Origin of the sequence: Sphingobacterium nematocida, from assembly GCF_900168125.1 — a bacterium.
Taxonomy (GTDB): domain Bacteria; phylum Bacteroidota; class Bacteroidia; order Sphingobacteriales; family Sphingobacteriaceae; genus Sphingobacterium; species Sphingobacterium nematocida.
In genome coordinates this window covers 117051-130875 of record NZ_FUZF01000005.1, presented here as the reverse complement: position 1 = coordinate 130875, position 13825 = coordinate 117051, and the positions used below count along the sequence as shown (strand labels likewise).

Below are 13825 nucleotides of genomic sequence, written 5' to 3'. Positions count from 1 at the left end.
TTGCTATCTTTTATTTTGTGGTATACCACCTACCCTAACCAATGTTTCGGAGAGCCGGAAGGCATACCGTAGATCACCTGCAGGAAGTAAATATTGTTCTGTTCCAAGCGTTCGGCTTATGGCCTTCTTGAACCGATCGTCCTGATTGAGCCGCTTCAGATCAGACCATCGACGTCCCCGAAAAACCAACTCTTTACGTCTTTCCTCCAAAACTATTTCCAATAGTCGTTCTGGATCGGTTTCAGTTATAGTGGGATAAAGAACGTCTTTGTTCCACCTTGACTCACGTAAAGTATTCACAGCGGATAACGCTTCAGAGATCTTACCGATACGACAAGCAGCTTCAGCTTTGACGAGGTAGACCTCACTATTCGTAATCCCCATAAACAGCTCAAAGCTGTTCTCGTTATAGCCCCCCTTAAAAAGATAGGTACCAACTATATTTGGATTGGGTTTGAAGAAAACACCTTTCCGCAGGTCATTAACCTCATAAGAGCTATAGAGGTCGGAATCAATCAGGGCGTTCATCCCTGACATAGGTCCTGATGACACACTGGATATTGGGATAAGCACTTCTATATTAAATTGCTTGACTGGCAAATCGTCACCCGCTTTTAATGTATTATAATCCATCAGCTCTGGTCGCAACTGTAGGCAGGAATCCGCGTACCGATAGGCATTGTTAAAATCCCCCGTATTCAGATATGCCCGTGCCAATCCGGCATAAGCCGCAGCCTTGGATGGCCTACCACGTACAGATTCATTAACAGGCAGATGCTGTGCAGCGGCTTTAAAATCCTTTAATATCTGCTCATAGGTCTGTTGCACGGTAACTCGAGTCGATTTATCATCTACACCGGGACTCAGTCTCAACGGAATCCCTATATCGACAGAGGCGGTATTAGTCTGATAAGCCGGACAATGCACCTCTGTCAATAGCTGAAAGGCAAAGGCTCGGAAGAAATGCGCTGCACCTAAGTTTCTATTAAAACTGATGCGATCCTGTTGTGGATCAACCTTGCTTAATACATCCATTGTCTGGTTGGCATAATACACCGCTTTATAGGGGCGCTGCCATTGCGCCGCATCCGTATACGGTCTATCAGCCCAGATGTAAGCACTACGATAATCCTCCCTGCTCGATTCCCTCCCCTCCTTAGTAATGTAATAATCATCGATCCCCAATTCGCCCCATATCGGATAGCCCATATTCATTGTCCCATAATCATTCAATAAATGGGTAGCATCATCTATAGTCTGCGGAACCACCATCTTGATATCCTGCTTCTTGTCTAAGAACTCATTACAGGCCGATAGACCAAGTAAACAAGCAAGTGCACTTATGTATAGTAAATCTTTCATTTTCGTTCTTATTAAAAGTTAAAATTAATTCCAAAAGAGGTAGACAAAGGATCTGGAATACTCGCACCATACTCATTATCTATCCCTTTCTTATTGGCTTGCCATATGGTACCTATATTCTGCATATAGGCATACAGCCTAAAATTCTTAAACCCGTATCGCGCTAAACCCGGAATCGAAAGACTCCCCTGTATATCCCGTAGCTTGATCTGATCGCCCCGCTCTATCAAAGCAGACGAACTACCGTATACCTGATTGGCTGTTGTCCTTATCGGGTAGGCAAATGCCGGTACATCCGTCCAAGCCTCATCCCCGGGTTGCTGCCAACGTAGTGCATAATCCGGATGACCTACACCGTCGTTAAAGAAATAATCTGCACGAAATGTCTCCCGGATGAATTTATGCCCCAGTTGATAGGAGACATTCCAAGAGAGCTCTAGATTTTTGTAGCGTAAACTATTACGCCAGGAACCAAAATAGCGTGGTCGCTGTGTACCGTACTCTTTTAGCGAGGCTGTATTCCCATAGAGTAAGGCATTATAATCTTTGGTCATCTCACCGTTCAAATAAGCACGCGGCATACCATCGACTGGGTCTAGTCCTGCCCAATCGAAAGCCAACAAGCTATAGAGGTCCCGCCCTTCATAAGGAGTCATCAAGACCGAGGAAGCTTTACTCACATTAGACATCGCAATATCATTATCTATATAGGCTTTCAAGACCTTAGTACGACCGTTGGAAAACACCAGATTAGAATTCCATTCCCAAGTCTTATTACGTATTGGTTTTGCATTGATCGTAATATCCCAACCTTTGGTCAATAAGTCGGCTGTATTGACGGTTAGGTGCGTAAAGCCTACCGAAGGATCTACCTCGGCCTGTGCTATTAGATCTTTGGCGCGTTTGTGATAATACTCAATAGCACCGGAGAATATCCCGTCTCTTGTCCCGAAGTCTACACCAAAATTGAGATTTGCGACGCGCTCCCAGCGTAGATTCGGATTGGGTGGTCTATTGATAAAACCGTAAGGTTGTCCTGTAATATAATGCTGTTGACTTTCAATGGTCATTATGGGCAACGGCGAGGTACTGTTATTCACATTACCATTATAGCCATAGGTAGTACGCAGCTTCAGGTAGTTGAAATAACTGTCCGCCATGTAGTTCTCATTAGATATCAACCAAGCTAGCCCTGTTGACCAGAAAGGTTGCCCGCGATCATTTGCTTTGACACCAAACAAGTTGGAAGCATCTCTGCGGATACTACCAGACCAAATATAGCGTTGCTTAAACGTGTAAGAGCCATTTAAATAAAAAGCCACGAAGCGATTGGTAAGCGATTCCATGCGATTCTGATCTATTATCCTATTGACTCCCCCTTTTCCATTGAAGGTCCTAAACTCCCTCCCGAACTGGACCTGCTGGAAAGTCCCTTTGTCTGGTTCATAACCGTAATATTGAAAGGTCTTTAAATCCTTTTGAAGCTCACGGATATCAAATCCTCCGAGAAAGCTAATGGCATGTTGATCACCAAACGAACGATCAAAAGAAAGATTGACCCGACCTTGATGGGCATAATGGTTCCAGTCCAAGCCTACCAGATTATCCCCTATCGGATAATTCCATATGATGTTATTATCATCCCACTGTGCAAAGGCATTAGCATAATCCCGCGCTACAAAACTCTCACCACTACGCCAATTGCTAATGGGATTATGGTTGCGCTGATAGGCATATAGACCATGTAAAGCGACTCCAAAATCAAACTTATAAGTCACACTGAGTTGCATCAACACCTCCCGAATCTTTTGCACCTGATCTGTTAATAAGAGTTCATCCAATGGAACATACGTAAATGGCCGCAACCTCCCTCCTGCAACAGTATCCCTGTAGACTGGGCTGAGTCCCGAGATATCTACGGGCAGATGCTTACCGTTTGCATCGGCCAATTGCATGTATGGAGGATTTGACACACCTTTAGCCAGTCCATTGTAATGGGTGTAATCCCAACTCTCCTTTTTCTTGGACTCGGCGTAGGTGGTTGTAAGGTCAAGGTGTAGATTTTTGATCGGTCGCGCCTGTACTGCACCTTTTATATTGATACGCTGGTAGTCTTCGGTGACGAGCTGTGCTAAATTGTGATCATAGCCCACACCCAATGAAAAATTTATCTTTTCTCCTCCCTGTGTTAATCGCAAACTATGCTGTTGTTTAATTTGTGGTCTATAGATATACTTCATAAAGTCGTCGCGCTGATCAATCTGGCTCAGGCGGTCAAGCTCTGCCTCCAGTTCTTCCTCCGTTATCTTCTTATCCGTAGCCTCCTTTAACAACCATACCAATGGCTCTACGTTTCGGTTCCATTGGTTCAGTCGTGATCTATATTTGCCCTTATCATAAAACAATCTCGTGATATCAATATAATCTGAAGTAGGTAATACTTTATATTTATAAAGATGGGGCTTCTGGACTATCGTCAGATTACTATTAAAGGTCAACTGCGCTTTTTGATCAAATTTTCCTCTTTTGGTCGTGATTACGATTACCCCATTACCGGACTGTGCGCCCCATATCGATGCCGCGGCAGCGTCTTTGAGAACCGTGATGTTCTCCACATCATTAGGATTGATATTATTGAAGGCTGCTAGACCATAATCTGCCATTCTATTTTCATAAGGAACGCCATCAATGACTATTAAAGGCCATAGATTAGAGCCTAGCGTACTAACACCTCTTACATTCATATTCAAAACATTACCCCGCCCCGAAGCAAAGCTTTTATCTGTCGATAATCCTGGCACCACATCTTCCAGTCTGCTCAATATATCCGTAGATACTTTCCGGTTAAATAAGGCGGAGTCTATAAACTCAAAGCTCCCCGTAGCTCTATCCTTCGGTATCTTCTGGTATCCTGTAGATACCACTTCGACTTCTTCGATCTCTTTTTCATTGGCCTGTAGGGCGATATTTAATAATGTAGACGTGTTCTCATAAGCAACCCATTGCTCCTTGTATCCGATATGTTTTATAGTTAGTACGCCTGTAGGCTTGTCTACACTGATCGTAAACCTCCCCTGCTTATCCGTGCGTGCGTGCTTCTTCTCTACAGAGATCGAAGCTCCTTCTATCGCCTTACCATCTTGAAGAGATGAAACCACGCCGCTCAGTACCGTCTGGTTTAGGCCTTTGGCCTCCTGCCCGAAAGCAGGAGAAACCAAATGGCCACTAAACAACACACATAAAATCATTAATAAAGCCGTAGGCTTAAATCTTTGGGTCAATACGGCCTTTGGATGCACAGCCGTTAAGAATTTCGAATCAGGCGACGTATAAAATCTCAAACTGTTTGATCCCGATTTATCGGGAGAGTTTTCGAGATTTAGACGACTGGTTCTAAATTTAGGCGAGCATTCAACGCCTTGATTTTTTGTATCCTTTTTCATCAAGGAAAAAGGAGAAGCCTCTCGCGGCTCGAGCGAGAAAGACATACCTTTCCCACCCCTAAAAATTTGTTTCATTTTCGGTTCATTGAGTGTGACCTAATAGCTGTGACCATCACCCTGCTGTGTCCCTGTTTCATCGGGAAGCGACTCCTCCACCTGGTGGAGGAGTCGAACGGGCTACAATCATGCAACCATAAGACAGGCCACACGTTTTAATAAAAAATTGATTAAATGATTATCTCGGATGTACTAAGAAGGTAACTTAAGTTTGTATAATCGGTATATAATACACATCACAAGAATAGAAAAGTCATGCTAGATGACTAAGGTTAACGAAGCTACTCCGGACCTTTGATAATGTTTTTGTGCTGCTGTTTTTTTGTTTTCATTTTTAGCTTTGTTTTCCAAAGCCTCATCGAAGAGTTTTTAACCCCAAAGGGGCCAGACCTATCTTGCTTCGCCAAACGACCCGGGTAGGAATCCGGGGAGATTTGAACATGTCCAACTCTCAGAAGCTACAACAAGAAGGTCTGGTACCCACGAATAAATTCGTGGGGTATCTTTACCAGACGCTCACTTGTCCTCTTAGCTTCTAACTGAATTCCTACGTTCGTTTGGCTTTTATGAGGCAAATTTTAAGTGAGCACCTAAATATTTTCAATATGGTGCATCAAATTTATTTAATCATTTCACATTATCTAAATTTTATTTTCAAATTTAAGAAACATATCGCAAAAAGTCAACACTAAAGATGACTTTTTTGATGTTATATTTTTCGACATTGAATCTATGAAAGAAATGTCGATCTCAGAATTCAAAAGAAAATTAGGTGAAAGAATCATGATTTTGAGAAAACAAAATAATTTGTCTCAGGAACAATTGGCCCATACAATAGGAAAAGATAAACAATTCATAAATAGATATGAGGTTCAAGGGGCTAACCCGACAGCCTTTATACTTTTCCAAATAGCTAAAGCTCTTAAAGTAACACCAAACGAGTTATTAACTTTTGAATCAATGTCGAAATAGTTGTTTTATTTGTTAGAGGTTTTTAAATAATAATGTTGAAAAAGTATCAGAATTTCTTCCTTTCTGCTAGGAGCAAAAACGCAAGAATGACCGCAACGATAAAAGCTTCGCCGAGACAGGTTGGCTAAAATGCAACAAAAAAACAGAAGAAGGCTTTCTTTCCTATTACACCATTACGGAGCAGGGTAAAGAGATTATAGAATTAGAAGGATTAGCGAAATAACTCCCACTAAATGAATAAACAATCTAAGATCGCCTCCAAGAGACGACAACCATGCAGAAATAAAAACCTTGTATCCGGAAGACGTTCTGATGAGCAGAATTTATCTTTTCAGAAGCCAAAAACTGATCCGCCAGTGGTCGGACAGTGCTATACAGTGATCTTGCCGAATTATACGGAGTGGAAACTCGCAGGCTCAAAGAACAAGTTAGAAGAAAAATATCATTCGATTTCTTGAACATTTCATGTTTCAACTTACAGAAGACAGAAGATGAATAGGCATCTTTGAAGTCACAAATTGCGACCAGTGCTCAGAAGAAATAGAAAATAATTTATACCAAATAACGAGCATTATGAATACTTACCATTTCTAATAACTGCTCTTACTTTTTCGCAAGTTCATCAGGCCCCAGACCAAATAAACGGACAAGACTCTGTAAATCTGAATAATAAATATCTATTGTACCTTCGACCCATTTCTTAGCTACTTCTGAGGAAACACACAATGCTTCAGCGATAAATGCTATTGCTTCATCTTTTGTTTCAAAGCGAGCACAAAGCAGCTCAAATAATTCTTTTTGTGTAAGCATAATTCAAATTATGGGTAAATACACTCAAACTTAAGAAACTTAATAGTGCTTTACAAGAACGAACTAAGGGGAGAGCTGGCGGGCAGTGGGCATTGACCAACGACGAATGAGAATCATAAGCATTATATACTTGCAGGACCTAGCAAAACAAAAGTGGATTTTCTAGCTCATGAATATGGGATTTGTTTAGCTAGTAAATAATTGGTAAATTGTAAAAACCAATTATTTACTTATGAGAAAGCTACTCCTTACTGTTAAAAAATTTATAAAAAATCTATTTGCAGATACAGATCAAAAAGAAAATACTAAAGAAAATTTTCTTTCATTCAAAACAGATGGTATTTTGGCAAGGACAATCATCAGCTCATCTGCACAGTATTCGGACGTAGAAGATATTGTCTATTCATCCAACCGGAAAAATAAGCCAAAATTAGCGGAACGTATTCCACTATCTCAAAAGGAGATTTATAAGGTGTGCATATGGCAACTTTATGGTGGAGATAAGCACTTTAAGGCACTTATTGAAAAATCTCCCAAAGTAGTAGGGGTATACAAAGACACGCTTGAAGAATCTGCCGCTGAAGCTGAAATATTACTCTTGACCAGCGGTGGCGATAATTTTTCAGTTAACAACCTTCTGGAAGTGCTCGATATGTCCAATAAATACGTTGTTATTGTATCGACCTTCAAAGAAGAAACTTTGAAAAATCGAATAATGTACAGAGTGGATCACTGTATAAACACGTATAAAATATATACACAGGAAGCCTTTGACAAATTTATTGACACTATCATAGAACTTGCTGCAAAACCAGACGTTTAAAAAGTTTGATTCTTAAAAACTGTACTAAAGAAAATCGCGCCGCTCAAAGAGCAGCGCGAGCAGTTGATCCCCCATAGGTACGGATGTAGTGTACTTCGGGTATACTACACCTCCTTTTAAAACGTTACGCTCTCTGTATACTTATTGCCATTAGAATCGGTAGCCTCTACCTTAATAGTCACACCTTTGGAAACCGTAGGCTTATAGTAAAACATATGATCGTTGTAAGCTTCTGGTTCTGCAGATGGGCGATGAGCAGGTTTATCGTCGCCAAAATAAGCATCATAAGCATCCCTATCCATTTCGAACCGAAGATTTTCTGTTAATGTGGCTTTATAAACATCATTCTCATATACTTTGACGGTCCAATTGGTGTGCCAAGCAAAAATATTGATGACAACTCCGTCTTTTCGGGATTCGGTAACGGCCTGCCCTGGCTTGTAAATCTTGATTTGATAATCTTTTGGTTTGTCTGTCCCCTTATAATACCAATTTTGGATCTTATTACCTTCGATTTCATACACGGCATAACCACGAGGGCTGCCGTCATTACACCAGTAATTCCAAAAAGCGCCCATCACCGATCCTAAATTATTCTCCTCGATATCCTGGTTGATGGTAGTCATGCGATTGTTATGAAGATGGCCGGTCAGGATGCGAACCTTATACCCCTCCAAAAGTTTATAGAGCTCCTCTCTATTACTCGTCATTAGCGTAGGTCTATCTCTTCTGGATGTATAAATGTGAGTTCCTAAAATGATTAATTTGTCTTTACCGACATGTTTCAGATCGTCTTTCAACCAGTCCAGTTGATTCTGCGTGATATGTGCGCTATAGTCACTATGTCCATTATAGTTTACATTGTCCAGTACTACAAAGTGGCAGTCTCCGATATTATAGGAATAATAAGTCGGTCCAAAATTAGTTTCAAACGGATAAGCAGCTCTAGAGTCGTTGCCTATTATAGTCCGATCATGGTCATGGTTCCCGATTACCTGAAAAAAAGGAACCTCCAAACGTTTTATCTCGCCAGCATATTCAGTCAGATAACTCATATTATCCCATACCAAATCTCCCAATGAAATGCCGTATACTGGTGATTCGGCTTTCATGGTTTTAATATAATCCGCTATCAGTGGGATCTCGGACTGGCGTAGCCAATTCAATTCTACAGATTGACCTATCTGCACGTCGGCTAATGCCAAGAGCTGAAATTTGTTTACAACAGCCTGTTTCTTCAAAGCAAAATCCTTTCGTAAAACCTTACTACGATCAGCTTCAAGCGTTTGATATATTTTGGGCAGACCTTTATCTAAAGGGATCGCGTAGTCCGCCGGTATGGATACAAATACAAATTTAGCAAGCGCATCAGCTTTCAATTGGTAAATCCCCTCAGCATCCGTAACGGCAGTACTATAACCGTCACTGACTACGGCTCCGACGACGGGATTAGCACCATCCATCAGTCTGCCTACAAGATTCATTCCCTCCTTTATAACGATGTCCGAAGGCTCTTCGGGAGAGGGGTTACGCACCAATCGCTCATCTTCGCTACAGCCTACAAAGAGAAATAAACCTACTATTAAAAAATTGAAAAATATCTTATTAATCATGATTGTTCACTTTATCATTAAATGGATTGACTATTTCCCTTGACTTCCATACCCTGGATTTGGCGCCAAAAGTTTATTCGCAGAGATAGCAGAGTAGGGAATCGGAAATCTATTTTTTGTCGCATCGGTCGGTTCATGATCCCACCATTTCTCTCCGGTAAATGCTCCCCAACGGATCAGATCCGTACGTCTGCGTCCTTCTCCCAAAAACTCAATCAGCCATTCGTCCAACATCCTATATTTATCCAAGTTACTAGCAGTTACCGGATCAGGATCTATTCCATTGGCAAAATTGCGTTTACGCACCACGTTGATGAGATCTGCTCCGCCTTTTGTATCGCCTGCACGCAGCTTGCACTCTGCCAGCATATAATACACTTCGGTAAGACGAATGACAGGACAGTCTGGATCAAACTGGAAGGCCTGATCCGCAAGATTCGGCTGAGGTACTTTCACCAATCGAACCCCGCTATTTTCCTCTCCGACCTGAATATTAGAAGGCAATTTGGAAATATCGCCTCCATATTTGGAGTTGAGTTCCCTGAATGGAGCAACCACATCCACAAAATTCAAGATCTGACCTTGATAAGCTTTTGTCCCTCTCGTTGATTCTCCTGTAATCGGGTTCGTCTGGGTACCGACCAAAAACATCCCTTCGTAGTTTTTCCCCCCTCTATACACAAAAGGCTTCTTACGCAGATCCTTGTCGTGAAATTTCTCGTACGTATTGCCGAGCTTAAATTCAGTATACACTTCTCCCGTTGGCTTACGGGAGGGACTAAGCATAAATCCATTATAAGGGGCTCCATTACCAGCGACACCACCAAAATACTTACCACTCTCTTGGTGATAAAAATAGCGCCAGTACCAATTCCAAGCCGTCTCCGTAGAACCTCCCCCTTTGGATGGAGCAGCCCAGATGACCTCAGTAGACCGATCGTTATCAAACCCATGTGGCCCCCACCAAGTTTTATCGAGGTCATATGTACCATATACCCCGTTGATTAGATCTTCACATATTGCAGCACAATCTGCAAATCGATTCTTACCCGTATAGGCCTCCGCATTAAAATAAAGCTCAGCCAGCATTGCTGCTGCAGCAGCCTGACGTATATACCCGTCCTCGGCCCCTCCAATCTGTGCCTTTTTCTTTAAATTGGGAATTGCATTTTTCAATAGAGCTTCAATATGATCAAACGTCTCTTGGTCGCTGGCTCTAGGCTTTAATTCATCTTGCGTAGATGTGTAAATCGGCATGCCCCCAAAAAAGTCAAGACCACGCATGTAAAACCACGCAATCAATGCCTCTAACTGTTGAACCTGATCCGCCTTATCTTGGGCGGTCATCCCCACTGTAGAGTAATCCAATCCCTCCAGATCTTCTTTTGCGGACATAGTACGGGCTATTCCCCCGCCTACGCCATTATAGGTATTTTCTACAAAACGATCATCGGGATTCCAGGTGTGATATTGCAATCGGAAATACTCTCCTCCATTATACCAGTCCTCTGCACGCTGCGGACAAGTCATCGCATCGGTAGTCAACTCTTGCAGGTACCAGCGATCCCCACCTATAAACCATCGCCAATGTGTAAACGGACGAGCCAACACAGCATAAGTACTCTCCTTGGACGTAAAAAATGTATCGGGAGTCACGGAAGAAAAATGCTTCTCATCGAGATTACAGCCTCCTAGAAGAAGAGAACATGTCAGCGCCGAAATTTTAAAATATGTTGGTATATAGCTTTTCATCTCTATCTATTTTTTTAAAATGTAAGTTGTACGCCCAATGTGAACCGGCGTGTTTGCGGATACATACTAGCCGTAGTATTGATCTGCTCGAACCCTGGAAACAGACCATTTAGATTGACCTGAGGATTGACCCCTTTGTAGGCACTCCATACAAACAGATCCCTCGAGCTGAAGTACAATTTCGCTTTTGAAACATAAGGCGTATACTTCTTTAAATCGAATGTATAACCTGCACTGATCGCATCTAAGGCCAAAAAAGTAGCATCACTGATAAACACATCGCTCAATATCTTCTCATCATTTACAGCAGCATATCGATCGAATGCTTCTCTCAAAACATTGAACTGTGATTGGGTACGCAATCCATAATACATATTGATCTGACTGAACACATCATAGTTGATATAGCTTCTCAGCGATAGAGAAAAATCAAACTGCTTGTAACTCAAGTTGTGATCCCACGAAACCGTCAATTTGGGGATAGCATTGCCCACATGATACTTATTCTCATTGATCAAGTTGGCGCTCCCACCAGGGACTACATCACCATTTTTATCATAGATCAACCATTTGCCGTACTCATCCAATCCCGCATATTTGAATACAAAAAACTGACCGATGGTCGAATTATTACCTAGACGACCTCCCCTGCCAGGATTACCAGGTGAAGGGAATGCATCCATATCAATTACACCATCTTCTCCTAAATCCAATATTTTAGAGGTATTATGCGATAAACGGGCTACCGTATTATAGTTCCAGTCTGTGTTGCGGACGATCTCGCTGCCCAACTCGAACTCCCATCCTCTATTCTCCAAAGTGCCCACATTGCGCATGATCGTAGTATGCGTCATAGGAGGCGTAGGTGCATCGGTTTCAAAAAGTAGGTCTTTAACCCGTCTCTTGTAAACATCAAGCTTACCAAATAGGCGATTGTTCCAAAAACCGAAATCCAAGCCAACATTCAACTCACCTTTCTCTTCCCATTTTAGGTTAGCATTGACATTTCGCTGCGGGCCATAGGCATATATCCACTCGCCACCCGGTGTCGGGTACATCTGCGAATCGGGGCTGTACATACGTGTCGCGTAGCCGTTTCCAAAACTATTGTTACCGGTCACGCCATATCCTGCACGAAGCTTAAGGTCACTGATAAAAGGAATGTTCTTAATAAAGTCCTCTTCAATCATTCGCCAGCCTCCAGAAACAGCCCAAAAATTGCCCCAACGGTGATTCGGTCCAAATTTGGATGACCCCTCCCGACGGTAACTTGCGGACAGGATGTACTTGTCTTTGAACGTATAATTAATTCGAGAAAACATAGACAACAGGCGTTCGCGAGGGCTCTTCTCCGAATCCATAAGTGCTCTGCCATCGGTCAGCCAAGTACCGTCTTCCATATTCCAAGGCCCTACACCATCGATGGTAAAATTGTAATTGGTCATGTTGAAGCTTTCACCATTAGCCTCCCAAAAACTGTATCCCGCTATCGCATCGACATTATGATCACCGTTAAATATATTTTTATAATTCAGATAGGCATCCGTAGAGAATCGGTTATTCTTACTAAAACCGTGATACCCCTCACCTCTCCTGGAATTGTCAACGGATGATTTATGATGAGGCGAGGTATAGCGATAGAGCTGCCATTTTGACTCCTGATACCCAATTGTCCCTTTGACGGATAAATTATTAGAAAGATTGATCTTAAGCGAAGCGTCACTCAACAACCAGCTATCCTTTCCGTCGTAGGTCTTCAACATAATATCAGCTACTGGATTATTACTGGTGCCCGAAATCCCGATTTCTCTTACATTATACCCTGATTCATTGGCATCGTTGTAGATCGGTATCGTCGGATTCAGCATCATCGCCGTGTTAAATGAACCCGAGCCATTACGCTGATCACGCTGAGCTTGTCTATATTCGGCCCGAGCCTGAATCTCGACTTTGTTATCAAACATCGAAAACTTACTGTTGATTCGTCCTGAATAGTCCTTCCGACCATCTCCAATAACGATCCCCTTCTGATTTTGTGTAGAAAATGTCGTGTACACCAATGCATTAGGGCTACCACCGGAAAGACTAACCACCTGACGGTGAGAAAACGGACGATCATTGGTCAATGCACTATACCAATCCGTATCATATCCATAATCCTGTCCTAGACCATATATCACATATTCACTCGAGCTAAGCAGATCCGGGCGCTTCCGTATTTGCTCCGTCGAAAATTCGCCGCTATACTGTATTTTTACCTCACCTGCTTTGGCCTGTTTGGTGGTAATCAATATTACTCCCCCTGCAGCACGTGTTCCATAAATAGCACCTGCTGAGGCATCTTTTAGGACATCAATGGTTTCGATATCTTCTTGGCTGATAGCGCGGATATCCCCCCCGGGAATCCCGTCAATAACGACAAGCGGCCCTTGCCCGGCATGAACGGATGCTACTCCACGCAACTGAAAACTATTGGTCGCATTGGGGCTAGATGTACCATCTATTGTAAGACCAGGGACTTTACCGCGAAGCGCTGTAGCTATTGTAGCTCCTCCTAGCCCCAACGGGAGCTTATCCCCTCTGATGGAAGTTATCGAGGAGGTAACTTGGCGTTTCTCTAAAGAACCATAACCAATTACGACAGCTTCACCCAAATCTATAAATGAGGAAATCAATTGAACATCGATCTGTGACTGACTTCCAACCTCTACCTCTTCTGTTTCATAACCTACCAGTGAAAACACTAATTTATCCCCATTATGAACCTTACTGACGTCATAACTCCCCTTCACATCGGAAACTGTAGATCTTTGCTGTCCCTTGACCGTTATGGTCACACCTGCCATCGCCCCTCCATCTTTATCTGTGACCTTACCGGATACATTCTTGGTCTGACCATGTACCGTCGTGAATAAAGAAAAAAGTGTAACTATCAGGCTCAATGCATAATTAAACAAACGTCTTGTCGATTTTTCGTGTATATATATCATTGC

General features: G+C 42.4%; 9 protein-coding genes. 3 read left to right on the top strand and 6 right to left on the bottom strand.

The genetic code is table 11. The annotated features are described in order from the left end of the window. Positions 1–3: 3 nt before the first annotated feature. Together B5X76_RS08270 and B5X76_RS08265 are read right to left on the bottom strand one after the other, a co-directional pair. Positions 4–1362 (bottom strand): RagB/SusD family nutrient uptake outer membrane protein, encoded by a 1359-nt coding sequence (locus B5X76_RS08270; RefSeq protein WP_079642638.1) that lies wholly within the window; start codon positions 1360–1362, stop codon positions 4–6. A gap of 11 nt (positions 1363–1373) precedes the next feature. Next, on the bottom strand, positions 1374–4880 hold the full coding sequence (locus B5X76_RS08265; protein ID WP_079642637.1) for a SusC/RagA family TonB-linked outer membrane protein: 3507 nt from the start codon (positions 4878–4880) through the stop codon (positions 1374–1376). Between the two features lie 714 nt (positions 4881–5594). Between B5X76_RS08265 and B5X76_RS08260 the strand changes: the two genes are divergently transcribed. Beyond that, positions 5595–5834 (top strand): helix-turn-helix domain-containing protein, encoded by a 240-nt coding sequence (locus B5X76_RS08260; protein WP_079642636.1) that lies wholly within the window; start codon positions 5595–5597, stop codon positions 5832–5834. Between the two features lie 367 nt (positions 5835–6201). Continuing rightward, positions 6202–6333 carry an ORF6N domain-containing protein gene (locus B5X76_RS22235; protein ID WP_317042860.1) on the top strand — a complete coding sequence of 44 codons (132 nt, stop codon included), beginning with the start codon at positions 6202–6204 and terminating at the stop codon, positions 6331–6333. A 104-nt stretch (positions 6334–6437) separates the two neighbouring features. On the opposite strand, the gene B5X76_RS08250 is transcribed toward B5X76_RS22235, so the two are convergent. Next, the gene (locus tag B5X76_RS08250) at positions 6438–6644 is read right to left on the bottom strand and encodes a hypothetical protein (protein ID WP_079642634.1); all 207 of its coding nucleotides are present in this window, start codon (positions 6642–6644) and stop codon (positions 6438–6440) included. A 232-nt stretch (positions 6645–6876) separates the two neighbouring features. Between B5X76_RS08250 and B5X76_RS08245 the strand changes: the two genes are divergently transcribed. Beyond that, positions 6877–7467, top strand: a complete 591-nt coding sequence (locus B5X76_RS08245; RefSeq protein ID WP_079642633.1) for a hypothetical protein — start codon at positions 6877–6879, stop codon at positions 7465–7467. A 116-nt stretch (positions 7468–7583) separates the two neighbouring features. Here B5X76_RS08245 and B5X76_RS08240 read toward each other — a convergent pair whose 3' ends face one another. From B5X76_RS08240 to B5X76_RS08230, 3 genes are read right to left on the bottom strand one after another with little or no spacing between them, the layout of a single operon-like run. Further along, positions 7584–9080 carry a calcineurin-like phosphoesterase C-terminal domain-containing protein gene (locus tag B5X76_RS08240; RefSeq protein ID WP_079642632.1) on the bottom strand — a complete coding sequence of 499 codons (1497 nt, stop codon included), beginning with the start codon at positions 9078–9080 and terminating at the stop codon, positions 7584–7586. A 30-nt stretch (positions 9081–9110) separates the two neighbouring features. Further along, positions 9111–10832: a RagB/SusD family nutrient uptake outer membrane protein gene (locus B5X76_RS08235; RefSeq protein ID WP_079642631.1), complete on the bottom strand. Its 1722-nt coding sequence runs from the start codon at positions 10830–10832 to the stop codon at positions 9111–9113. A gap of 14 nt (positions 10833–10846) precedes the next feature. Further along, positions 10847–13822 (bottom strand): SusC/RagA family TonB-linked outer membrane protein, encoded by a 2976-nt coding sequence (locus tag B5X76_RS08230; RefSeq protein WP_079642630.1) that lies wholly within the window; start codon positions 13820–13822, stop codon positions 10847–10849. Between the last annotated feature and the right edge of the window lie 3 nt (positions 13823–13825).